Genomic DNA, 23,577 nt, shown 5'->3' on the forward strand with positions numbered 1-23,577 from the left:
ATGCGAGGACGCGGAGCCCTGCTGGGTATCGCGGGCTTCTGGCTGGCCAGCCGGGCCGCGATGCTCTGGATGCTCGTCAACGACTTCTACAGCTCGAACGTCGTCCGAGTAGAGATCACCGCGACCTACCACAACTGGTACGACGTCCTCGTCACGTGGACGATGCCGCACAACGACATCATGTGGCAGTACCCCCCGGCAGCCGCGGCGATCTTCCTCTCGCCCGACCTGCTCCCCTTCCTCACCTACTTCCAGGCCTTCGTCGCGCTGACCGTCCTCTGCGACGGCGTGCTCCTCGTCGGCCTGATACGGGCCGCCCGCCGCAACGACGGCAGCATGGGCGGCGCCGTGCTGTGGCTCGTCACGCTGCCGATGCTCATGGCGACCCCCTTCGCGCGCTACGACATCCAGGTCACCCTGCTCGCCGTCGCCTCCCTGCTGTGCCTGCGCTACCGCCCCCGCCTCGGCGGCGTGATCGCCGGCGTCGGCGCCATGGTCAAGGTGTGGCCGCTGCTCACCCTGCTCGGCACCCCGCGCGGCAAGTCCACGCGGGACGCCTTCGTCGCGGCGGCGCTGTCCTGCGCCGCGCTGCTCGCCGTCTTCGCGGCGCTGTTCCGCGACACGCTCGGCTTCCTCGGCAACCAGGGCGACCGCGGCGTCCAGGTCGAGTCCCTCGGCGGCTCGGCCCTGATGGCGGCCCGCCTCGTCGGCCTGTGGCCCGGCAAGATCAACTTCCAGTACGGCGCCTTCGAGTACGTCGGCCCGTACGTGTCGAGCATCGCGCGGGCCTCGCTCGGCCTGACCGTCATCGGTTTCCTGCTGCTCCTGCTGTGGCGGGTCAAGGCCAACCGCTGGTCGAACGCGACGCCCTTCGACGCCGCGCTCTGCGCCATCATGGTCTTCACCGTCACCAGCCGGGTCATCAGCCCGCAGTACATGATCTGGCTGCTCGGCCTCGCCGCCGTCTGCCTCACCTCCCGGCACACCACCCAGCGTCCCGTCGCCTGGCTGCTGGTGGCCGCCACCGTCCTGACCACGCTGGTCTTCCCGGTCTGGTACGGCTCCGACATCCTCACCAACACCACGCTCGGCACGGTCCTGCTGTGCGCGCGCAACGGCCTCCTGCTGTACGCCACGGTGTGGTCCGGGATCCGGCTGTGGAAGGCGACCGTCCTGCCGAAGCGGGCCCTGGCCGCCCGCTGACGCGTACGCCGCTGTGGCGCCTCGGCGCTACGGCGTCCTGCGGTGCTGTGCGGCGCGCGCGGTGAACTCCGCGTCGCGCAGCACCCGCAGGGCGTTGCCCCAGGTCAGCAGGGCGAGGTCGGTCTGCGACCAGCCCCGCTCCAGCAGCTCCGCGATCAGGAGCGGATAGCCCGAGGCGTCCGCCAGGCCCGCCGGCCGGGGCGCTCCCCGTTCGGTGCCGAAGCCGGCGCCGATGCCGACGCCCTCCGGGCCGGCGATGGCCCGGACGTGCTCCAGGTGGTCGGCCACCGCGTGCAGGGAGTCCCCCGTCCGCGCGGCGTCGAAGGTGACCATCGCCAGTCCGTTCGCCGCCCGCAGCGCGAGCAGCACCTCGTCGGTGACGTTCCCCGGGTGCGGGTTGAGCGCGGCGGCCCCCGTGTTCGAGACGATCACCGGCGCCTTGGAGGCCGCCGCGAGCTGGCAGGCCGCGGCCGGCGGGCAGCCCGTCAGGTCCAGCAGCATCGCCAGCCGGTTCACCTCCTTGACCACCTCGTGGCCGAAGGCCGTCAGCCCCTCCTCGGCCCAGGGGGCGCCCGCGGGCGCGATGATGCGGACGCCCAGTGCGTGGAAGGCCCGCAGCGCGCCGAGGGAATCGGTGAGGGCGCTGCCCGGCACGGGGCCCAGGAACGAGGCGATCTGGCCCCGGTTGCGGGCGTCGACCATGTCGTCGGCGCTCAGCGCGAGGTGCAGGCTGTCGGAGTAGCGCCGCATCAGGGCCTGGGCCACGTCGATCTGTTCGAGGGTGTCGGACACCACCTGGCCGGGGGCGGCACCGGACGCGGCCCCGCCCGGCCGCCCCGAGGGCACGAGCAGCGTCCAGAACTGGGCGCCCACTCCCCCGGCGCGCAGCCGGGGGATGTCGGTGTCGACGCACCCGTCCGGGGTGTCGATGTCGTGGTACGGGCTCTGGCGCAGGGTCCAGACGAGGGTGTTGCACCCGTCCGCGACGGGATGCTCGGCGAGCAGCTCGGCCGCCCGGTCCAGGGCGCCGCCCACGGAGGCGGGGGCTGGGACGTCTTCGGCTCCGACGCCCGGGGAGTGCGGTTCATCCTGCAGGTCGGCCATGGCGTTGGCTCCGGTCTCGGCGGCAGCAGGGAGAGATGGAGCCACCGTGACACGCGGGGCGCCGGGGCCGCCCGGCAGGTGTGGCGTTCGGGTGGCGCCCCGGCCACCAGGCGCCCGCCGGGCTTTCCCGGCCGGGCCGCGGAGGCGGAACCGCCGCCGGGCCCGGGGGGCGTCGTCAGAGGTGGGCGTTGGACGGGCCCCGGGTCGCCGAGAGGTCCCGGGCCGCCGCCTCCGCGTCCCGCAGTACCCGTACCGCGTTCGACCAGGTGAGCTTCGCCAGGTCCGCCCGCGACCAGCCGCGCCCGATGAGCTCCGCGATCAGGTTCGGGTAGCCCGAGACGTCGTCCAGTCCGGCCGGGGTGAAGGCGGTGCCGTCGAAGTCGCCGCCGATGCCGACGTGGTCGACGCCGGCCACCTCGCGCATGTGGTCCAGGTGGTCGGCGACGGTGGCGGCGGTCGCCACCGGGCGCGGGTGCGCCGCTTCGAACGCCCGGTGCAGGGCCATCGCCTCGGGGGTGGTGTCGAGGTGGTGGAAGCCGTGCGCGCGCAGGTTCTCGTCCGCGGCGAGGGTCCACTCGACGGCCGCGGGCAGGATGAACTTGGGCACGAAGGTGGCCATCGCCACGCCGCCGTTGCCGGACAGCCGCTCCAGCACGTCGTCGGGGACGTTGCGCGGGTGGTCGCAGACCGCACGCGCCGAGGAGTGCGAGAAGATCACCGGCGCCCGCGACACGTCGAGGGCGTCGCGCATCGTCGTCGGGGCGACGTGCGAGAGGTCCACGAGCATGCCGATGCGGTTCATCTCGCGGACGACCTCGCGGCCGAAGTCCGTGAGGCCGCCGTGCCGGGGTTCGTCGGTCGCCGAGTCCGCCCAGTCGATGGTGTCGTTGTGGGTGAGCGTCATGTACCGCACGCCCAGGCGGTGCAGGGCGCGCAGGGTGGCGAGCGAGTTGTTGATGGAGTGCCCGCCCTCGGCGCCCATCAGGGAGGCGATCCGGCCTTCGGCGCGGGCCGCCTCCATGTCGTCCGCCGTCAGCGCCCGCACCAGGTCACCCGGGTAACGGGCGATCAGCTGGCCGACGGCGTCCATCTGCTCCAGGGTGGCGCTGACCGCCTCGTCGCCGCTGTAGTCGGAGCGCACGTAGACCGACCAGAACTGCGCGCCGACCCCGCCGGCGCGCAGCCGGGGCAGGTCGGTGTGCAGGTGGTCCGACTGGTCGGCGGCGAGGTCGCGCCGGTCGAGGTCGTAGCGGACCTGCTGGCGCAGCGCCCAGGGAAGGTCGTTGTGGCCGTCGACGACCGGGTACTCGGCGAGCAGCTCCCTGGCCCGCGCCAGCAGGTCCGCCGCGCTCACTTGCCGAACCCGAAGGAGTCCGCGCCCGCGACCTTCGTACGCAGCCGCTTGCCCTTCTCGGTGGCCTGGTCGTTCAGCTCCTGCTGGAACTCGCGCATCCGGCCGAGCAGCTCCGGGTCGTGCGCGGCCAGCATCCGTACGGCCAGCAGGCCCGCGTTGCGCGCTCCGGCGACGGAGACGGTGGCGACGGGAACCCCGGCGGGCATCTGGACGATCGACAGCAGCGAGTCCATGCCGTCGAGGTACTTCAGCGGCACGGGGACGCCGATGACGGGCAGCGGGGTGACGGAGGCGAGCATCCCGGGCAGGTGGGCGGCTCCGCCCGCGCCCGCGATGATCGCCTTCAGGCCCCGCCCGGCCGCCTGCTCGCCGTACGCGACCATCTCGCGCGGCATCCGGTGCGCGGAGACGACGTCGACCTCGTAGGGGATCTCGAACTCGTCCAGCGCCTTGGCGGCGGCCTCCATGACGGGCCAGTCGGAGTCCGAGCCCATGACGATGCCTACGACGGGGGAGGTGCTCATTCGGTGATCGTTCCTCTGAGGTAGCCGGCTGCGTGACGTGCGCGCTCCAGCACATCGTCCAGGTCGTCGCCGTAGGTGTTGACGTGGCCGACCTTGCGGCCGTGTTTCACGTCCTTGCCGTACATGTGGATCTTCACCTGCGGGTCGTGGGCCATGCAGTGCAGGTACCCCGCGTACATGTCGGGGTAGTCCCCGCCGAGTACGTTCGCCATGACCGTCCAGCGGGCCCGGGGGCGCGGGTCGCCCAGGGGGAGGTCCAGGACCGCGCGGAGGTGGTTGGCGAACTGGGAGGTGACCGCACCGTCCTGGGTCCAGTGGCCGCTGTTGTGCGGGCGCATGGCCAGTTCGTTGACGAGGATGCGGCCGTCGGTGGTCTCGAACAGCTCCACGGCCAGGTGGCCGGTCACGCCGAGTTCCCCGGCGATGCGCAGGGCCAGGGCCTGGGCCTCGCCGGCGAGGGCTTCGGAGAGGTCGGGCGCGGGGGCGATCACCGTGTCGCAGACCCCGTCCACCTGGATGGACTCGACGACGGGGTAGGCCACCGCCTGGCCGTGCGGGGAGCGGACGATGTTGGCCGCGAGCTCGCGGACGTAGTCCACCTTCTCCTCGGCGAGGACGGGGACGCCCGCCTTGAAGGGGGCCGCCGCGTCCTCGGGGGTGCGGACGAACCACACCCCCTTGCCGTCGTACCCGCCGCGCACCGTCTTGAGGATGACGGGGAAACCGCCGACCTCGTCCGCGAAGGCCGCCACGTCCGCCGGATCGCTCACGATCCGGTGGCGGGGGCTGGGCGCGCCGATCTCGTCGAGCTTGGCGCGCATCACCCCCTTGTCCTGGGCGTGCACCAACGCGTCGGGCCCCGGCCGGACGGGGATGCCGTCCGACTCCAGGGCCCGGAGGTGCTCGGTGGGTACGTGCTCGTGGTCGAAGGTGACCACGTCGCAGCCGCGCGCGAAGGCGCGCAGCGTCTCCAGGTCGCGATAGTCGCCGATGACGACATCGCTCACGACCTGGGCCGCCGAGTCCTGTGGGGTGTCACTGAGGATCTTGAATCTGATGCCGAGGGGGATACCCGCCTCGTGGGTCATGCGGGCGAGCTGTCCGCCGCCGACCATGCCGACTACCGGGAACGTCACGCCTCCAGGGTATCCGCCGGTATTCCGCCATCCGGACGGGACCCTGGCGCGGACCCGCCGGAGGGTGCCGGCGGCCTCGTGTGCCGTGCGTCGCAGGGGGTGCCGGGGCGCGGACTCCCGCCGCGGGGGACACTTAGCATGGTGGGGTTGACGAGATCGGGTGACGGCCCCGCCGCGGGGACCACGACGACGGACAGGGACTGAGCCATCACATGAGCACGCCGAACGCAATGCCGCTGTCCGAGCGCCTCCGCGGTCTGGCCCGGGAGGTCGTCAAGTTCGGAGCGGTCGGCGGGGCGGGCGTCCTCGTCAACTTCGGCGTCTTCAACCTGCTGCGGAGCACGACCGACCTGCAGACGGTGCGTGCGAACGTCATAGCCATCGTGGTGGCCATCGTCACGAACTACGTGGGCTTCCGCTACTTCACCTACCGGGACCGCGACCTCGGCAGCCGCCGCCGCGAGATGATCCTCTTCGTGCTGTTCAGCCTGATCGGCATGGTCATCGAGAGCGGTGTGCTCTACGTGGCCACCTACGGCTTCGGCCTGGACAGCTCGCTGCAGAACAACGTCTTCAAGTTCCTCGGCATGGCGGTGGCCACCGTCTTCCGGTTCTGGTCCTACCGGAGCTGGGTCTTCAAGGCGCTGCCCACGCCGGCGGCGCCCTCGCTGGTGGTCGAGCAGCGTGACGGGCACGACCTGCCCCTCACCCCCCGCACCCCGGAGCCCGCGGGCAACTGAGCGGCCTGCGGGCTGAGCGGCCTCCGGGTTACCGGACCGTCCGCTCCGGCTCCGCCGGTTCGGGGGCGGTACGGCTGAGGAACAGTGCGAACACCGGCGGCTGGCCCTGGAGGAGCTCCAGGCGGCCGCCGTCGGCTTCCGCGAGGTCCCGGGCCACGGCCAGGCCGATCCCGGTGGAGTTGCGGCCGCTGATGGTCCGCTCGAAGATCCGGTTGCCGAGGTCGGGCGGGACGCCGGGGCCCTCGTCGGTGACCTCCAGCACGGCCTGGTTCCCGGTGACGCGGGTGCGCAGGGCGACCGTGCCGCCGCCGTGCATCAGCGCGTTCTCCACGAGGGTCGCCAGGACCTGCGAGACCGCCCCCGGCGTGCCGACGGCCCGCATGCCGGTCTTCCCGGAGCGGACGATGGCCCGTCCGGCGCTGCGGTAGGCCGGCCGCCACTCCTCCACCTGCTGCTTGACGACCTCGTCCAGGTCGAAGGGGACCGCCGAGCCGGTCCGCGGGTCCCGCGAGTTCGTCAGCAGCCGCTGGACCACGTCCGTGAGCCGCTCCACCTGGGTGAGGGCGATGCTCGCCTCCTCGCGCACGGTCTCCAGGTCCTCGGTGACCGTGATCTCCTCCAGCCGCATCGACAGGGCGGTGAGGGGGGTGCGCAGCTGGTGCGAGGCGTCGGCGGCCAGCCGCCGCTCGGCGGTCAGCATGCGGGCGATCCGCTCCGCGCTGGAGTCCAGTACGTCGGCGACCCGGTCCAGCTCGGGGACCCCGTACCGCTTGTGCCGGGGCCGCGGGTCGCCCGACCCCAGCCGCTCGGCGGTCTCGGCGAGGTCGGTGAGCGGGGACGCCAGCCGGTTGGCCTGGCGTACGGCGAGCAGGACGGCCGCCACGACGGCCAGCAGCGCCACCGCGCCGACCACCGCCAGGGTGCGCCCGACCTCCTTGGTGACGGTGGCCCGGGACGCCTCGACGACCACGAACATGCCCTGCTCCCCGCGTGCGGTGCCGCGCAGGACGCTGTCGTCGATCCGGTCGCCGACCTCGACGGCCGGCCGGCCGGGGAGGGTGACGCGGGCGTACGTGCCGAGGTCGAGCTGCTCGGCGAGCGCGCCCGCGTCGACGGGCTTGTGCTCCAGGGCGTCCGCCTCGACGGTGCCGAGCAGCCGCAGCGCCTCGGAGCCGATCCGGTCCTGGGCGCTGCTGGTGATGGTCCGGGTCTCCACGATGACGAGGGAGACCCCGAACACGGCGATCACGACGAGCACCACGGCGAGCGTGGAGTTGATGAGGCGGCGGCGCATGCCTTAGAGGATGCCTCAGTCGCGCGGGGGTCAGCTCTTCTCGAAGCGGAAGCCGACGCCGCGGACGGTGGCGATGTAGCGGGGGTTGGCCGCGTCGTCGCCCAGCTTCTTGCGCAGCCAGGAGATGTGCATGTCGAGGGTCTTGGTGGAGGACCACCAGGTGGTGTCCCAGACCTCGCGCATCAGCTGGTCGCGGGTGACGACGCGGCCGGCGTCGCGGACCAGGACGCGCAGCAGGTCGAACTCCTTGGCGGTGAGCTGGAGCTCCTCCTCCCCCATCCACGCGCGGTGCGATTCGACGTCGATGCGCACGCCGTGGGTGGCGGGGGCCTGGCCCGCCTCGGTGGCGCCGCGCCGCAGCAGGGCCCGTACGCGGGCCAGCAGCTCGGCGAGGCGGAAGGGCTTGGTCACGTAGTCGTCGGCGCCCGCGTCGAGGCCGACCACCGTGTCGACCTCGTCGGCCCGGGCGGTGAGTACCAGGATCGGGAAGCCGTGACCCTCGGCGCGCAGGCGCCGGGCCACCTCCAGGCCGTCCATGCCGGGCAGGCCGAGATCCAGGACGACGAGGTCGACGCCGCCCTGCAGTCCGGCGTCCAGGGCGGTGGGGCCGTCCTCCCGGACCTCGACCTCGTAACCCTCCCGGCGCAGGGCGCGGGCGAGGGGTTCCGAGATGGATGCGTCGTCCTCGGCGAGCAGTACACGCGTCATGTGGGTGATGGTAGTCCGCGGCGGCTGAAAGCAGGCGCTTGCCCGCAGACCCCTCTCGAACTGGGGTTATGAACTACTACCCGCCTTCGAACATGACAGATCGGTTCCCGTTGGGCCTGTGATCCATCTCTCAAGGCCTTCCATATGCGGCGGTGTCCTGTCGTATGGTGGCGAGACGCCTGATGCACTACCCAGGGGATCTTTGTGCCGAAATCCGCGCCAAAGACCTCAAATTCTGCTCTGGTCGGTTCGATCCGGCCCAGATGACAGTGAATGACCTATGGGCCGGGCCCGGCGCGCGAGGCGCGCTGGGCGTGGATCCCGGTTGTGGATGTTCCCTGCCCCCTCCTCCAGGTCGAGGGCAGACCCCTGGGCGTGGGGTGGGACACCCACCGCCGGTGCCGGCCACCCCCCCACCGGGCGCAGTTCCGCTCACGAAGCGAAGCGTCCCGAGCAAGCAAGGATCGACCATGGCTTCCAGCCTGACGAAGGAACCGGCGACTCCGTCCGCCGAGAAGACCTTCTTCGGACACCCCCGTGGCCTGGCCACTCTCTTCATGACCGAGATGTGGGAGCGCTTCAGCTTCTACGGCATGAAGGCCCTCCTCCTCGTCTACCTGCTCTCCGGTGGCCCGGACGCCAAGAAGGGCAGCCTGGCCGGCGGCATCGGGATGGACGAGGGCACGGCGATCACCGTGTTCTCCATCTACGTCTCCATGGTCTACCTGCTCGCCCTGCCCGGCGGGTGGCTCGGCGACCGCGTCTGGGGCCCCCGCAAGACGGTGACGATCGCGGCCGTGACGATCATGTCCGGTCACATCATCCTCGCCCTGCCGGGCGGCTCGACGTTCTTCGTCGGCCTGGCCCTCGTGGCCCTCGGCTCGGGTCTGCTCAAGGCCAACATCTCCACGATGGTCGGCCAGCTGTACAAGGACGCGAACGACCCGCGCCGTGACGGCGGCTTCACGATCTTCTACATGGGCATCAACGCCGGTGCCTTCTTCGCGCCGCTGATCATCGGAACCGTCGGCCAGAAGGTCAACTGGCACCTCGGCTTCGCGCTCGCCGCGGTCGGCATGGGCATCGGCCTCGTCGCCTTCCTGCTGGGCACCAAGAACCTGAACCCGGTCAGCTCCGTCGTCCCGAAGCCGCTGTCGGCCGAGGAGCGCACCTCCTGGATCGGCAAGATCGTCGCCGTGGTCGCGGCCGTCGCGGTGTTCTACACCGCCGTGGGCATGGCCGGCATGTTCACCAAGGCGTGGGCGACCATCCCCCTGACCCTGATCGGTCTGATCGTCCCGGCCGGTGTGCTGGTCCGCATCAAGCGGGACAAGGACCTGAACCGCGACGAGCAGTCGAAGATGACCGGCTACATCTGGTTCTTCGTCGCCGCCGCCGTCTTCTGGATGATCTACGACCAGGGCGCCTCGACCGTCCAGTCCTTCGGGGAGACCAAGGCTGCCGGAGCGCTGCTCGGCTTCGAGTTCCCCTCGTCCTGGTACCAGTCCCTGAACCCGGTCTTCATCATGGCCCTGGCCCCGGTCTTCGCCTGGATCTGGGTGTGGCTGAACCGCAAGGGCAACGAGCCGTCGACGGTCGGCAAGTTCGCCGCGGGCCTGTTCTTCGTCGGTGTGTCGTTCTTCTTCTTCCTGGTGCCGATCGGCCTGGCCGCGAACGGACAGTCGGTGAGCCCCATGTGGCTCGTCGGCATCTACCTGATCCAGACCGTCGGCGAGCTCTGCCTCTCCCCGGTCGGCCTGTCGGTCACCACGAAGATGGCACCGGCCAAGTACGCCTCGCAGATGATGGGCGTGTGGTTCCTCGCGGTCACCGCGGGCGACTCCGTCACCAGCCTGCTGTCCGACCCGGCCGTCTTCGGCATCGACCTCAACGGCACCTCCGCGGTGGCCATCGAGGCCACCCTGGCCGTCCTGGCCGCGGCCGCGGTCTTCATGTACCGCAAGAAGGTCAAGACGCTCATGGGTGACGTGCGCTGACGCACCCACCCGCACGAGGGGCGGCTCGACACACCGGAAGGTGTGCCGAGCCGCCCCTTTTGTTTCCCCGAAGGAGTGAGTGCCGCGGAGAACGTCAGTTGCCGCGCATCTCCGACGTGAATCCGACCAGGAACGATTTGAATCCGCAGCCGACCTTGGCGGGCGATCCCGTCGTCGCCCACGCGCTGCGGTAGGTGCGGCGCACCACGTGCTCGCGGGCCCCCTGCACGGTGTCGCAGGTGATGACCGCACGGTGCCTGGCGCCGGAAGGGAAGCCTCCCGTGCAGCGGGAGGTGGCGTTCGGCCGCCCGGCGCCGTCCATGTCGGCCGTGGTCTTGCACTTCCCGCTGTTCGCGGCCGACGCGGAGGGCGCACCGAGCGCTCCCAGTACGCAGAGGGCGACGAGCCCGACTGCGGCGTACCTGAATGTCATGTCTCTTCCCCGCTGTCCCTGTGCACCGGACGTATCGATCGACTCTCGGAGCCTGGCACAGAAACGGCCGCGCGCCCTCCGGGTGCGGAGGGGCGCGCGGCAGGTCGCGAGGGAAACGACGGGTTACCTCGTACCGCGCAGGCGGCGCCAGGGGGTGAAGGCGAAGACCGCGCCGCCGAGCAGGATCACCGTGCCGGCGACCAGCGTGAGGGCCTGGAGGCCGCCCTCGTCGTCGGCGCCGGTCTCGGCGAGGCCGCCCGCGGCGCCGGAGGTGCCCGAGGCCGCGGAGCCGGAGGAGGTGGAGCCCGAGCCGCCCGGCTGGGCGGCGGTGTCGAGCTCCAGGGAGACGCCGCTGCTGGCCGCCTTGCAGGGCACGTTGATCGGGGTCGAGCCCGGGGCCATCGTGACGTCGATCGTCAGCTGGTCCGGGCTCAGCGTCACCTTGCCCGTCTTGCCGGGCTTGTAGGTGCCGGTCATGTCGCTGAGGCTGACCGGGGCCTTGTCGGGGATCGGCTCCGCGTTGGCGGGGCCGGTGACCTTGACCGAGCCGCTGTCGGCGCCGCCGAGCTTGATGTCCATGGAGGGCTTGAGGGCCCCGGCGGGCAGGGCCATGGGCGCGGCCATGGCTCCCTTGGCGGTCTTGACCGTGAGGTCGTAGCCGCCGCCGGCGTTCTTCTTGGCGTTGACGGTGACCGGGGTCTTGATGCCGCCGGGGACCACCGCGCCGCAGTCGTAGGCCACCTCGACCGCCTTGCCGGGGAAGTCGGTCTGGCCGCCGCTGCCGCCGGTGGTGGAGCCGGTCGTGGAACCGGTGGTCGCGCCGCCGGTCGTGGCGCCCCCGGTGGTCGCGCCCCCGGTGGTCGCGCCGCCCGTCGTCGTGCCCCCGGTGGTCGCGCCGCCGGTGGTCGTGCCGCCCGTCGTCGCGCCGCCGGTCGTGGAGCCGCCCGTCGTGGAGCCGCCGTCCGACACGTCGATGGTCGCCCCGCCCTTCACCTCGCCCACCGGGGCGCATTTGGTGACGAAGGTGCCGAAGGGGAAGGTCACCGCGACCTCGTACCTGCCGGGGGTCAGGGTGATCTTCCCGGCCTTGGTCAGCTTCACCTTGCCCTTCATGGTGGACATGACCATGGGGGCCTTCTTGGGGATCTCCGGGTTCTTCTTCTCCCCGACGACCTTGGCCTCCCCTCCCCCGCCCCCGACGGTGAGCCAGCCGGTGGGCTGGACCGAGTCCTTGGGGATCACCATCAGGTCGGTGTTGTTCGAGGCCGGCTTCACCGTCTCCCACGACACGTCGACCTCGTCACCGACCTTGGCCGTGGCCGGCGCGGTGATCCTGGCGGTGGTCTCGCCCTCCACCGGATCGCCGCCGCCGGCCGGCGGTACGCACTTGACCTTGAACGTGGCTTCGGCCGCCTGGGCGGGGGAAGCCGCCACGGCGATACCCGCGCCGCTGAGCAGCAGCGCGACCACGGCCGCGCTCGCCCTCCGTTGGGTCTTCACGATGGTCCCTTCGTCGTCGGACTGTGATCGGACGGTGCGGATGTCTGTGGGGGCCGCGGTGCGGGTTCCGGTTCCGGATCCGGCGGTGCGAACCAGGGCAGGACCTGTGTCGGGGCGTCGGGGGCCCGTACCGCGCGGAGCCGCGGCAGGCGGGCCGTCACCGCCGACGCCGCGGAGGCCGCCGAGCCGTCGGCCGGGGCCGCCCCGGCGCTGCGGTGGCGGCCGGACACCGCACCGGCGCGGGGGCGGACCCTGTCGACGACGGCCATGCCGGCCCGGAAGAGCGCCGTCGGGACCACCACCAGCAGCAGCCCCCAGAACAGCAGCACCCCGTACGGGCGGTCCACGCCCCAGGGCTGGGCGGCCAGGACCGTGTCCCCGTACTTGAGGGAGACCGTGTAGTCGCCGTGGGCGCCCGCCGGCAGGGCCACGTCCAGCGCGACCTCCGCCGTGCCCCCGGGCGGGATGGAGCCCTTCCAGCGGGCCTCCTCCCACACCGGGGCGAAGACCCCGTGCGCGGTGCCGAGCTGGAAGACGGGGTCCTTGACCGGGGCCGAGCCGAGGTTGCCGAGGGTGGCGGTGAACTTCCGGCCGGGCGGGGCGCCGAACCAGGTCAGCACCCCGTCCTCGCCCCTGAGGCGGACCCCGCTCAGCATCGCGAGCCGGGCGGTGCCGGATTCGGCGGGCAGCTCCGCCACCGGATGGCCGGTGATCTTCAGCGGGAGGGCCACGGTGGACTGGTCCCCGTTGACGGAGGTCACGGTGACCACGCAGGGGCAGGGCTTGGGCGGTTCCGCGACCGGCAGCCTCGCGGTGAAGCCGCCGTCGCCGGCGACCGCGACGGCGACCCCGTCGGCGTTGGCGCAGCTGTTGGTGCCGCCGATCATGTTCTGGCCGCAGACCAGCAGCATGACGAGCGTCTTCGCCCGCCAGCCGGTGCCGGTGACCGTGATCTCGGTGCCCTTGGCCGCCTCCTGGAGGGAGAGCGCCGCGGCGGGCTTCCCCTCGGCGGCGGTCGCGGGGGCGGCCGCCGGCAGCAGCGCGAGCAGGGTGAGGGCGAGCGCCGTCAGGGCCGCGCCGAGGAGGGGTGCCGGCTTCGCGCCAGCCGTGCGGCTCACCTGGTGGCTCCCGTCAGCTCGTGCCGGTCGTCCTTCTCGTGCGCCCGCTCGCCTTCCGGGGTCCGGGCCGGCGGGCGCGCGTACGGCTCCGCGCGCCGGGAGCGCCGGGAGCGCCGGGAGCGCCGGGCCCGTACGAGGAGCAGCGCGGCGGCCGCCGTCCCGCCGAGGGCGGTCAGGGCGCCGCCGGCCAGGGCCGCTCCCCCGCCGGGCACCGGCCACGCCGAGGCGGTGGCGGTGGCCGGGGCCGCGCCGGGGGCCGTGGCGGTGAGGGTGACGGTGAGCCGGCCGAAGGCGGGCGCGCCGGGCCACGGCTTGCTCAGCCGGGCCCGCCGGCCGGGCAGCAGTTCGAGGGGCAGGGCGCGGGCGGGCAGGGTGCGGGGCCCGCCGAAGGTGCCCCCGGCGCGCAGGGCGAGTTCGGGGGTGAGGGTGACGTTGCCCCGGTTGACCAGGGTGTAGTCGACGGTGGTGGCCGCGCCGTGGCCGCGTACGGAGACCTCCTCGACGGTGAGGGCGGCCAGGGCCGGGCCGCCGACCCGCAGGTGGACCCGTACGCCCGCCTCACGGCCGGCCTCGGTGGCGACGACGGCGGCCGGGTGGTCGCCGGGCGGCGAGGCGGGCGGCACGGTGACGGTGAACGGGACCACCGCGCGGGTGCGGGGCGGGAGTTTCACCGTGGCGGCGCCGCCGAAGCTGATCCAGGAGCCCGCGCCGCCGGACCCGGCGGCGGGGCGCACGGCGAAGGCTCCGTCCGGGGTGGTGTGGGCGTCGGCCCCGCGCAGGGTGACGGTGTGCTCCCGGTCGTCGGGGTTGGCCAGCGCGAGCCGGTCCTCCAGGACGGTTCCGGCGGGGCCCGCGAGGTAGAAGTACGGGCGCGCGGGGCCGGGGCGGTCGGTGGCCGGTTCGGCGGTCCAGCCCGGTCCGGCGGGTTCGTCGGCCGCCGCGGCCGGGGCGGCGTACAGGCCGGCGGCGGCGAGGAGTGCGGCGCCGAGCCGCTTGAGGGGGGTGCGGAGCACGGGCGGCGGCTCCGTTCAGGACCGGGTCCGCTGGGGCTGCCGGCCGCGCCGGGTCAGCCACAGCACTCCGGCGGCGCCGGAGAGCAGCACGGTGGCGCCGAGGGTGCCGAGGGCGAGGGCGGAGTCGGCGGGGCCGGTCTGCGGGAGCGCCTCCCCCGAGCCCCCGGAGTCCCCGGAGCCTCCGGAGTCCCCCGGGCCCGCGCCGCCGCCGGCCGCCGTGACCTCCATCTCCAGGGACGGCCCGGGGCTGTTGCCGGGGGTGCAGGTGGTGGTGGTGCCCATCGCCTTGATGGTGAGGACGCCCGCGGTGAAGGTGACCTTGCCGCTCTTCTTCGGGGTGTAGGTGCCCGACAGATCGGTGATCCTGATGGGGGTGTTGGCGGGCGCGGCCTCGGGGTTGGGCGGTCCGGAGACCGGTACGGAGGCCTTCTCGGCGCCGTCGGCCATGATGACGGCGCTGGGGTTCATGGCGCCCTTGCCCAGCTCGATGGGGCTGGAGGAGACGCCCTTCTGGAAGGACATCGTCAGCTTGTAGCCGTCGCCCTCCTTGACGGCCTTGATGTCGATGGGCGAGACCGCGGACTTGTCCCCGATGGGGGTCTTGCACTGGTACTCGACGTCGACCACGTCGGCGTGGGCCGCGGGGGCGGCGAGCAGGACCGCGGATCCGGCGAGCGCGCAGGCCAGCGCGAGTGCGGTGGAACGTTTCCGGTCGGACACCTTCGTCTTCCCCTCGGGCCACACGTTACTGACGGAACATCAGATCGGTGGCACAAGGTACGCCCGGGACCTTACGGAGGGAAGACAAAGGACACCCGGCGCTTCGGGTGGGCGTCCCGGCCGCCGGTCAGGCGGCGCGGACCCCTCGCTGCCAGACGGCCGAGACGAGCGGGACGCCCGGACGGTAGGCGAGGTGGACGTGGCTGGGGGCTTCGAGCAGGGCCAGGTCCGCGCGGGCGCCGGGCCCCAGGCGCCCGAGGTCGTCGCGGCGCAGCGCGCGGGCCCCGCCGGCCGTGGCGGACCAGAGCGCCTCGTCGGGGGTCATGCCCATGTCCCGGACGGCGAGGGCGATGCAGAACGGCATGGAACTCGTGTACGAGGAACCGGGGTTGCAGTCGGTGGACAGCGCGACGGTGGCGCCTGCGTCGAGCAGCCGGCGGGCGTCGGGCCACTGGGCGCGGGTGGAGAACTCGGCGCCGGGCAGCAGGGTGGCGACGGTCGTGCCGGCGGCCTGGGCGAGGGCGTCGACGTCGGCGTCGGTGAGGTGGGTGCAGTGGTCCGCGGAGGCCGCCTCCAGCTCCACGGCCAGCTGCACGCCGGGGCCGTGGGACAGCTGGTTGGCGTGGACGCGCGGGACCAGCCCGGCGGCGGCGCCGGCGGTGAGGATCGCGCGGGCCTGGTCGCCGTCGAAGGCGCCCTTCTCGCAGAAGACGTCCACCCAGCGGGCGTACGGGGCGCAGGCCGCCAGCATCTCGCCGGTGACGAGCGCGACGTAGCCGGCCGGGTCGTCGGCGTAGTCGGGGGAGACGATGTGCGCGCCGAGGTAGGTGACCTCCTCGGTGTGCGCCGAGGCGATGCGCAGGGCGCGGGCCTCGTCGGCGACGGTGAGGCCGTAGCCGGACTTGGTCTCGAAGGTGGTGGTGCCCTGGCGGCGGGCCTCGTCGAGGTGGCGCAGCAGGTTGGCCTCCAGCTCGGCGTCGGAGGCGGCGCGGGTGGCGGCGACGGTGGTGCGGATGCCGCCGGCGGTGTAGCCGCGGCCGGACATCCGGGCGTTGAACTCGGCGGTGCGGTCGCCGGCGAAGACGAGGTGGCTGTGGGAGTCGACGAAGCCGGGGATGACGGCGCGGCCCTTCGCGTTGAACGCGGTGTCGGCGTCCGGGGCCTTGTCGGCGGAGCCGACCCAGGCGATCGTGTCGTTCTCGATGACGACGGCGGCGTCCTGGATCAGGCCGAGGGGGGTGCCGTCGCCGAGGGCGGGGTCGTTGGTGACGAGGCTGCCGATGTTGGTGATGACGGTGGTGGTCATGGTTCCTCGGGGTGGTCGAGTTGTGTGGCCCCCCACCCCGCCCCTTCCCGATATTCCAGCCCCGCCGGCGTTTGAGGCGCGGGGGTCCGGGGGCGGAGCCTCCGGTTTCGGGAAGGGGCGGGGTGGGGGCAGGCTCCGCGCAGCGGCGGGCTCCGGCTCGGTCAGGCGCGGAGGGCGGCGATGGCGGACGCCAGGGCTGACGGGACGTCCGGGACCAGGGTGTGGGCGCCGTCGCGGACCACGTGGCGGCCGCCGACCACCGTGTGGCGGACGTCGGCGGCCGAGGCGGCGAAGACGGCCGTCTCCGCGCCGAGGCGCGCCGCCGGGCCGGCCGTGCGTACGGAGTCCAGTGCGACGGTGGTGAAGTCGGCGAGGGCGCCGGCCTCCAGGCGTCCCGCGTCCGGCAGGCCGAGCGCGGCGTGGCCGTCCTCGGTGGCGGCCCGGAGCAGGGCGTTCGCCGTCCAGTGGCCCCGGGTGCGGCTGGCGAGGCGCTCGTTCAGTTCCATCGCCCGCGCCTCCTCCAGCAGGTCGATCACGGCGTGGCTGTCGCTGCCCAGCGACAGCGGGCTGCCCGCCCCCTGGAGGCGTCCGGCCGGGCCGATGCCGTCCGCGAGGTCGCGTTCGGTGGTGGGGCACATGCAGGTGCCGGTGGCGGTGGCGCCGAGCAGGGCGATGTCCGCGTCCGTCAGGTGCGTGTTGTGGACGCCGGTGGTGCCCGGGCCGAGCACGCCGTGGTCGGCGAGCAGCTGCGTGGGCGTACAGCCGTGCGCGGCCTGGCAGGCGTCGTTCTCGGCGGTCTGCTCGGACAGGTGGACGTGCAGCGGGGCCTGCCGCTCCTGCGCCCAGCCGGCGACGGTGGCGAGCTGGTCGGCGGGCACGGCGCGCACGGAGTGGACCGCCGCGCCGATCAGCGCGTGCTCCCGCGGCTTGAGGGCGGAGACCCGTTCGGCCCAGGCGTCGGCGCTACCGTCGGAGAACCGCCGCTGGTGCTCGTTCGGCGCTTCGCCGAAGCCCGAGGACAGGTACGCGGTGTCGAGGAGGGTGACGCGGATGCCCGCCGCCGCCGCGGCCTCGATGAGGGCCTCGCCCATGGCGTTGGGGTCGGCGTACGGGGTGCCGCCGGGGGCGTGGTGGACGTAGTGGAACTCGCCGACGTTGGTGATGCCGGCCAGGGCCATCTCCGCGTACACGGCGCGCGCGAGGTCGAAGTAGCTCTCGGGGGTGAGTCTCTGCGCGACCCCGTACATGACCTCGCGCCAGGTCCAGAAGGTCCCCGAGCCGACCTGGACGGCCGAGCGCAGCGCCCGGTGGAAGGCGTGGGAGTGGGCGTTGGCCAGGCCCGGCAGGGTCAGGCCGCGCAGCACCTCCGCCCCGGGGGGCGGGCCGGGCGTTCCGGTGCGCAGGGCGGCGATCCGCCCGTCGCCGGACACGTCCAGGACGACGCCCGGCTCGACGGCGCTGCCGAGCCAGGCGTGCTCCAGCCAGTACGTCTTCAACGGCATGCCAGGCCTTCCAGTACGTCGGCGAGGGCGAGGACTCCGGCCACGCAGTCGTCCTCGGCCGCGAACTCCCGCGGCGAGTGGGAGACGCCGGTGGGGTTGCGTACGAACAGCATGGCGGTCGGGACCGATCCGGAGAGGATCCCGGCGTCGTGTCCCGCGCCGGTGCCGAGGACCGGGACGGCCCCGCCCAGGAGCCGGTTGAGCTCGTCGCGCAGGGCGTGCTCGAACTCGACGACCGGGGTGAAGGACTCCCGTACGACGTTCAGGTCGATGCCGTCGCGCTCGGCGTGTTCGCGGGCGGCCTTCTCGACGGCGGTGACGACCGTGTCGAGGGTGGCCTGGTCGGCGGCGCGGGAGTCGAGCCAGCCCCGTACCAGCGAGGGGATGGCGTTGACGCCGTTCGGCTCGACGGAGATCTTGCCGAAGGTGGCGACGGCGCCGGCCAGGGCGGCCTCCTGGCGGGCGGCCAGCACGGTCTGCGCGTACGTGAGCATCGGGTCGCGGCGGTCGACGAGCCGGGTGGTGCCCGCGTGGTTGGCCTCGCCGTGGAAGTCGAACCGCCAGCGGCCGTGCGGCCAGATGGCGGAGGCGATGCCGACGCGGTCGCCGGACAGGTCGAGGGCGCGGCCCTGTTCGACGTGGAGCTCGACGAAGGCCCCGATACGGGCGAGGCGTTCCGGGTCGGCTCCGATGGTCCCGGGGTCGTACCCGGCGGCCTCCATGGCCTGCGGGAGGCTGACGCCGTCGGCGTCGCGCAGCTCGTACGCCTTGTCCTTGCTCAGCTGTCCGGCGGCGAGCCGGGAGCCGACGCAGGCCAGCCCGAAGCGGGCGCCCTCCTCGTCACCGAAGTTGGTGATGGCCAGGGGGCGGGTGGGGGCGGCGCCGCGGGCGCGGAGCTCGTCCAGGGCGGCGAAGGAGGACACCACTCCGAGGGGGCCGTCGAAGGCCCCGCCGTCGGGGACGGAGTCCAGGTGGGAGCCGGTGACCACGGCGTCGCCCGCGAGGGGGTCGCCGAGCCAGGCCCACTGGTTGCCGTTGCGGTCCACCTCGTACGCGAGCCCGCGCGCCTCGGCCTGCCCGCGGAACCAGGCCCGGCAGTCGGCGTCGGCACCGGTCCAGGCGTAGCGGCGGTACCCGCCGGAGCCGGCGTGGCGGCCGATGGGCTGGAGCTCTGCCCACATGCTGTGGAAGCTGGTCTCTCCCCGCCCCGCCCTTCCACCGTTCCCCGGGTCTCCGCCCCGGACCCCGGAGGGGGCCCCGCCCAGGGCCTCGCCCCGGCCGGGGCCAGACCCGGCCTCGCCGGCGTTTGAGGCGCGGGGGTCCGGGGGCAGAGCCCCCGGCAGCGGCGCCGCACCGGGCCGGGAGTCCCCCCGGCCCGGGAATCGTGCCTCGCTCACGCGGAGTGCTCCCGCATCGGGACGCGGACGCCGCGCTCGTCGGCGACCGTCTCGGCGATGTCGTAGCCGGCGTCGACGTGGCGGATGACGCCCATGCCGGGGTCGTTGGTGAGGACGCGGCGGATCTTCTCGCCGGCCAGCGGGGTGCCGTCGGCGACGGTGACCTGGCCGGCGTGGATGGAGCGGCCCATGCCGACGCCGCCGCCGTGGTGGATGGACACCCAGGAGGCGCCGGAGGCCACGTTCACCATGGCGTTGAGCAGCGGCCAGTCGGCGATGGCGTCGGAGCCGTCGAGCATGGCCTCGGTCTCGCGGTACGGGGAGGCGACGGAACCGCAGTCGAGGTGGTCGCGGCCGATGGCCAGCGGGGCGGCCAGCTCGCCGCTCGCCACCATGTCGTTGAAGCGCTCGCCGGCGCGGTCGCGCTCGCCGTAGCCGAGCCAGCAGATACGGGCGGGCAGGCCCTGGAAGTGGACGCGCTCGCCGGCCATCTTGAGCCAGCGGTGCAGGGACTCGTTCTCCGGGAACAGCTCCAGCATCGCCTTGTCGGTCTTGGCGATGTCCGAGGCCTCGCCGGACAGGGCGGCCCAGCGGAAGGGGCCCTTGCCCTCGCAGAACAGCGGCCGGATGTAGGCGGGGACGAAGCCGGGGAAGGCGAAGGCGCGGTCGTAGCCGGCCAGCTGGGCCTCGCCGCGGATGGAGTTGCCGTAGTCGAAGACCTCGGCGCCGGCGTCCATGAAGCCGACCATCGCCTCGACGTGCCGGGCCATCGACTCGCGGGCGCGGGTGGTGAAGCCGGCCGGGTCCTTGGCGGCGTACGCGGCCATGTCGTCGAAGTCGACGCCGACGGGGAGGTAGGAGAGCGGGTCGTGGGCGCTCGTCTGGTCGGTGACGATGTCGATCGGGGCGCCCTCGGCCAGCATCTGCGGGAGCAGCTCGGCGGCGTTGCCGAGGAGGCCGATGGACAGCGGCCTGCGGGCGTCGCGGGCCTCGGTGGCCAGCTGGAGGGCGTGGGCGAGGCTGTCGGCCTTCACGTCCAGGTAGCGGTGCTCGATGCGGCGCTCGATGGCGCGCGGGTCGACGTCGATGCAGATCGCGACGCCGTCGTTCATCGTCACGGCCAGCGGCTGGGCGCCGCCCATGCCGCCGAGGCCGGCGGTCAGGGTGATGGTGCCCGCCAGGGTGCCGCCGAACTTCTTCGCGGCGACGGCCGCGAAGGTCTCGTAGGTGCCCTGGAGGATGCCCTGGGTGCCGATGTAGATCCAGGAGCCGGCGGTCATCTGGCCGTACATGGTCAGGCCGAGGTGCTCCAGGCGGCGGAACTCCTCCCAGTTGGCCCAGTCGCCGACCAGGTTGGAGTTGGCGAGCAGCACGCGCGGCGCCCACTCGTGGGTCTGCATCACGCCGACCGGGCGGCCGGACTGGACCAGCATGGTCTCGTCCTGCTTGAGGGTCCGCAGGGTGCGCACCATCGCGTCGAAGGAGCGCCAGTCGCGGGCGGCCTTGCCGGTGCCGCCGTAGACGACGAGCTTGTCGGGGTGCTCCGCGACCTCGGGGTCGAGGTTGTTCTGCAGCATGCGGAGGGCGGCCTCCTGCTGCCATCCCAGGGTGCTGAGCTCGGTGCCTCGCGCGGCCCGTACGGGGCGGGGTCCTGACATGGCTGGTGCCTCCTCCGATGTTGGTCAATCCATTCACATCCTGGCGGTATGAATAGTTCCAGTCAACAGCTGCGGCGCAGACGTCCTGATGATGGGATGGCCGACATGGCCGCCGAGACGCACACGCAGGGCGCCGCCGAGCGCCGTGACCGGGCCGTACGGGCCGCCGTGGAGCAGGGGCTGCTGGACTCCGAGCCGGTGGTCTGCCTGCTGGACGTGGCCGGTATCCGCGCCTCCGCCGCCGCCCTGACCGGCGCGTTCGCGGCCGCGGTGGCGCCCGGCACGCCCGTCCTGCACACCTTCGCGGTGAAGGCCGCCCCGCTGGTCCCCGTCCTGCGGCTGCTCGCGGACGCCGGGATCGGCTGCGAGGTGGCCAGCCCCGGGGAGCTGGCCCTGGCCCGGGCGGCGGGGGTCCCGGCGGAGTGGACGGTACTGGACTCCCCCGCGAAGACGGCCGCCGAGCTGCGCGGGGCGCTGGCCCTGGGGATCGCCGTCAACGCCGACAACGGGCAGGAGCTGGAGCGCCTGGACGCCCTGGTGGCGGCGGGCCCCACCCGCTCCCCGCTCGGGGTGCGGATCAACCCGCAGACGGGCGCCGGGACCATCGACGCCCTGTCCACGGCCACCGCCGTCTCCAAGTTCGGCTTCCCGCTGCGGGACCCGGGGGCGCGCGAGCGGCTCGTACGGGCCTTCGTGGAGCGGCCGTGGCTGACCCGGCTGCACGTCCACTCGGGCTCGCAGGGCGTGCCGCTGTCGCTGATCGCCGAGGGGGTGCGGGAGCTGCACGCGCTGGCCGAGGAGATCAACGCGGCGGCCGGGGAGCGGCGGGTCGACACCCTCGACATCGGCGGCGGACTGCCGGTGAACTTCGCCTCGGACGAGCACGCCCCGGGCTGGGACGCGTACGCGGCCGCCCTGCGCGAGGGCGTGCCGGCCCTCTTCGACGGCTCGTACGGGCTGGTCACCGAGTTCGGGCGGTCCCTGCTGGCCAAGCACGGGCTGGTGCTGGCCCGGGTCGAGTACACGAAGGTGACCGGCGGACGGCCCATCGCGCTGACCCACGCCGGGGTCCAGGTGGCCACCCGTACCGTGTACGCCCCGGCGGCCTGGCCGCTGCGGATCCTGGCGTACGACGCCGAGGGCGCCCCGAGCACCGGTGTGCCGGTGGCGCAGGACGTCGCGGGGCCCGCCTGCTTCGCCGGGGACCTGCTGGCCGCCGCCCGGGAGCTGCCGGAGCTCTCGCCGGGCGACGTGATCGCCGTCCCGGACACGGGCGCGTACTTCTTCACGGCCCACTACGGCTACAACAGCCTCCCCCGCCCGGCGGTCCACGGCTTCACGGACGACGGCCCGCCCGGCGGGATCCGCTTCGCCCTGGCCCGCCCGGCGCAGTCCCTGCCGGAGATCGTCACGGAGGCGGGCGGCGACTTCCGCGACGCCCTGCGGTAGGCCTGGCCGGCCGGGGTGAGGCGGGCGGCGACTTCCGCGACGCGCCCTGCGGTAGGCCTGGCCGGCCGGGGTACGGGCCTACCGCTGCGGCTGCCTCCGGCCGCGGACCGGGGGCGGGGCCGCCAGCTCCGGGCGGCGGACCGCCGCACGCCGCCTCGCCCCTCCCCACCCTTCGCCCATTCCCCGGAGCTGCGCCCCGGCCCCCGTCGGGGCTGCGCCCCGGAACCCTGGGGCTACGCCCCTGCCCCCGCTACCGCGTGCTCCGCGCCCGGAGCACTCGAACGCCCGGCGAAATCCAGCCCCGCCGGCGTTTGAGGCGCGGGGGTCTGGGGGCGGAGCCCCCAGGGGTCCGGGCGCAGCCCGGGGAACGGGCGAAGGGCGGGTAGGGGACCCACCCCCGCGCAGCGGCCCCGGCACGCACCGCACGACGGCCACCCCGCACCCGCAGCGGTGCCCCCACACCCGCCCGGCACGGCACGGCCCGCCACCGCACGGCACGGCACGGCCCGGCACGGCACGGTCCCCCGCCCCGCCCGGCAGGGCATGGGCGGCCTACTCCACGAACAGCCCCCGCGCAGCGGCCCGCGCGTCGAAGTCCTCCAGGCGCGCCTGCGCGTCCGGCAGCGCGTCCGCCATCGCCTCCAGCAGCACCCGCCCCAGCAGCATCGGCGCGCACGCCGTGTCGAAGGCCAGCCCGGTGCCCACCGGCGCCGGGATCAGCAGGTCCGAGTGCCGGGCGACGGGCGCGAACGCCGAGTCGGCGACCGTCACCGCCGTCAGCCCGGCCGCCCGCGCGTGGTCCAGCGCCTCCACCACCTCGCGCGGGTGCCGGGGCAGGGCGAAGCACAGCAGCGCCGACGCCCCCGCGGCGGCCGCCGCGTCGATCCGGTCGGCCAGCATGGAGCCGCCCTCGTCGAGGAGCCGCACGTCCGGATGCACCTTCGCGGCGAAGTACGCGAACCCGCGCGCCTGCGAGGACGCCGCCCGCAGCCCCAGCACCGGCAGCGGGGCCGAGGCCGCCAGCAGCCGCCCCGCCTCCTCGACCGGCGCCGGGTCCGCGAGCATCACCGCCAGCCGCTGGAGGTTCTCGATCTCGCCCTGGACGGCCTGCTGGTACTCGTTGTACGCGTCCCCCCGCGCCGGCTCCGGCCGCCCCGCCGGAGCCACCTCGCGCAGGTGCCGGCGCAGCGCCGGGTACCCGTCGAAACCGAGCGCCACGGCGAAGCGGGTCACCGACGGCTGGCTCACCCCGGCCAGCTCGGCCAGTTCCACACTGGACAGGAACGGCACCTCCGCCGCGCCGCGCACCATGCAGTGCGCGATCCGCCGCTGGGTCGGCGTCAGCCGGTGTCCCTCGAACAGCTGCTGCAGCCGTGCGGCCGGGCTGTCGTTCATCGCCGTCCCCTCCGTCCCGTCCCCGG

General features: G+C 73.7%; 20 protein-coding genes. 4 read left to right on the plus strand and 16 right to left on the minus strand.

Annotation, left to right across the window (positions count from 1 at the left end):
* The gene (locus AB0D45_RS16175; RefSeq protein ID WP_361598266.1) at nt 1–1,203 is read left to right on the plus strand and encodes a glycosyltransferase family 87 protein; all 1,203 of its coding nucleotides are present in this window, start codon (nt 1–3) and stop codon (nt 1,201–1,203) included.
* Nucleotides 1,204–1,230: 27 nt separating this feature from the next.
* On the opposite strand, the gene AB0D45_RS16180 is transcribed toward AB0D45_RS16175, so the two are convergent.
* The 4 genes from AB0D45_RS16180 to AB0D45_RS16195 all read right to left on the minus strand — a co-directional run bounded on the left by AB0D45_RS16180 (nt 1,231) and on the right by AB0D45_RS16195 (nt 5,321).
* The gene (locus tag AB0D45_RS16180) at nt 1,231–2,307 is read right to left on the minus strand and encodes a membrane dipeptidase (protein WP_361598269.1); all 1,077 of its coding nucleotides are present in this window, start codon (nt 2,305–2,307) and stop codon (nt 1,231–1,233) included.
* Nucleotides 2,308–2,482: 175 nt separating this feature from the next.
* Complete coding sequence (locus AB0D45_RS16185) at nt 2,483–3,661, minus strand: dipeptidase (protein ID WP_362459164.1); 1,179 nt, start codon at nt 3,659–3,661, stop codon at nt 2,483–2,485.
* Nucleotides 3,658–4,185, minus strand: coding sequence for a 5-(carboxyamino)imidazole ribonucleotide mutase (purE, locus tag AB0D45_RS16190; RefSeq protein ID WP_361598275.1), 528 nt, complete (start codon nt 4,183–4,185; stop codon nt 3,658–3,660). The genes AB0D45_RS16185 and purE overlap by 4 nt, the downstream gene beginning before the upstream one ends.
* Nucleotides 4,182–5,321: a 5-(carboxyamino)imidazole ribonucleotide synthase gene (locus AB0D45_RS16195; protein WP_361598278.1), complete on the minus strand. Its 1,140-nt coding sequence runs from the start codon at nt 5,319–5,321 to the stop codon at nt 4,182–4,184. The genes purE and AB0D45_RS16195 overlap by 4 nt, the downstream gene beginning before the upstream one ends.
* Before the next feature lie 212 nt (nt 5,322–5,533).
* Between AB0D45_RS16195 and AB0D45_RS16200 the strand changes: the two genes are divergently transcribed.
* Nucleotides 5,534–6,061 carry a GtrA family protein gene (locus AB0D45_RS16200; RefSeq protein WP_362459168.1) on the plus strand — a complete coding sequence of 176 codons (528 nt, stop codon included), beginning with the start codon at nt 5,534–5,536 and terminating at the stop codon, nt 6,059–6,061.
* 28 nt (nt 6,062–6,089) lie between these two features.
* On the opposite strand, the gene AB0D45_RS16205 is transcribed toward AB0D45_RS16200, so the two are convergent.
* On the minus strand, nt 6,090–7,355 hold the full coding sequence (locus AB0D45_RS16205) for an ATP-binding protein (RefSeq protein WP_362459171.1): 1,266 nt from the start codon (nt 7,353–7,355) through the stop codon (nt 6,090–6,092).
* Between the two features lie 30 nt (nt 7,356–7,385).
* Complete coding sequence (locus tag AB0D45_RS16210; protein ID WP_361598287.1) at nt 7,386–8,063, minus strand: response regulator transcription factor; 678 nt, start codon at nt 8,061–8,063, stop codon at nt 7,386–7,388.
* Between the two features lie 470 nt (nt 8,064–8,533).
* Between AB0D45_RS16210 and AB0D45_RS16215 the strand changes: the two genes are divergently transcribed.
* Nucleotides 8,534–10,060 (plus strand): oligopeptide:H+ symporter, encoded by a 1,527-nt coding sequence (locus AB0D45_RS16215; protein ID WP_362459174.1) that lies wholly within the window; start codon nt 8,534–8,536, stop codon nt 10,058–10,060.
* Between the two features lie 94 nt (nt 10,061–10,154).
* Here AB0D45_RS16215 and AB0D45_RS16220 read toward each other — a convergent pair whose 3' ends face one another.
* The 9 genes from AB0D45_RS16220 to hutU form a co-directional block, all read right to left on the minus strand.
* Complete coding sequence (locus AB0D45_RS16220) at nt 10,155–10,493, minus strand: hypothetical protein (RefSeq protein ID WP_362459177.1); 339 nt, start codon at nt 10,491–10,493, stop codon at nt 10,155–10,157.
* A 123-nt stretch (nt 10,494–10,616) separates the two neighbouring features.
* A complete protein-coding gene (locus AB0D45_RS16225) occupies nt 10,617–11,993 on the minus strand; it encodes a hypothetical protein (protein WP_362459179.1) in 1,377 nt (458 codons plus the stop codon).
* The gene (locus tag AB0D45_RS16230) at nt 11,990–13,111 is read right to left on the minus strand and encodes a neocarzinostatin apoprotein domain-containing protein (protein ID WP_362459182.1); all 1,122 of its coding nucleotides are present in this window, start codon (nt 13,109–13,111) and stop codon (nt 11,990–11,992) included. The genes AB0D45_RS16225 and AB0D45_RS16230 overlap by 4 nt, the downstream gene beginning before the upstream one ends.
* A complete protein-coding gene (locus tag AB0D45_RS16235; protein ID WP_362459184.1) occupies nt 13,108–14,124 on the minus strand; it encodes a hypothetical protein in 1,017 nt (338 codons plus the stop codon). Before AB0D45_RS16235 ends, AB0D45_RS16230 begins: the two co-directional genes overlap by 4 nt.
* Nucleotides 14,125–14,139: 15 nt before the next feature.
* Entirely contained in the window at nt 14,140–14,844 is a 705-nt protein-coding gene (locus AB0D45_RS16240) for an LPXTG cell wall anchor domain-containing protein (RefSeq protein ID WP_362459187.1), read from the minus strand.
* Nucleotides 14,845–14,971: 127 nt separating this feature from the next.
* A complete protein-coding gene (gene hutI, locus AB0D45_RS16245; protein WP_362459190.1) occupies nt 14,972–16,150 on the minus strand; it encodes an imidazolonepropionase in 1,179 nt (392 codons plus the stop codon).
* 161 nt (nt 16,151–16,311) lie between these two features.
* Nucleotides 16,312–17,652, minus strand: coding sequence for a formimidoylglutamate deiminase (locus tag AB0D45_RS16250; protein WP_362459193.1), 1,341 nt, complete (start codon nt 17,650–17,652; stop codon nt 16,312–16,314).
* Nucleotides 17,643–18,833, minus strand: a complete 1,191-nt coding sequence (locus AB0D45_RS16255; RefSeq protein WP_361608955.1) for an allantoate amidohydrolase — start codon at nt 18,831–18,833, stop codon at nt 17,643–17,645. The genes AB0D45_RS16250 and AB0D45_RS16255 overlap by 10 nt, the downstream gene beginning before the upstream one ends.
* 212 nt (nt 18,834–19,045) lie before the next feature.
* A complete protein-coding gene (gene hutU / locus AB0D45_RS16260) occupies nt 19,046–20,707 on the minus strand; it encodes a urocanate hydratase (protein WP_361608957.1) in 1,662 nt (553 codons plus the stop codon).
* A 105-nt stretch (nt 20,708–20,812) separates the two neighbouring features.
* Between hutU and AB0D45_RS16265 the strand changes: the two genes are divergently transcribed.
* On the plus strand, nt 20,813–22,156 hold the full coding sequence (locus tag AB0D45_RS16265; RefSeq protein ID WP_362459196.1) for a diaminopimelate decarboxylase: 1,344 nt from the start codon (nt 20,813–20,815) through the stop codon (nt 22,154–22,156).
* Nucleotides 22,157–22,708: 552 nt separating this feature from the next.
* Here AB0D45_RS16265 and AB0D45_RS16270 read toward each other — a convergent pair.
* A complete protein-coding gene (locus AB0D45_RS16270; RefSeq protein WP_361608961.1) occupies nt 22,709–23,551 on the minus strand; it encodes a MurR/RpiR family transcriptional regulator in 843 nt (280 codons plus the stop codon).
* Between the last annotated feature and the right edge of the window lie 26 nt (nt 23,552–23,577).

Origin of the sequence: Streptomyces sp. NPDC048352, from assembly GCF_040651895.1 — a bacterium.
Taxonomy (GTDB): Bacteria; Actinomycetota; Actinomycetes; order Streptomycetales; family Streptomycetaceae; genus Streptomyces.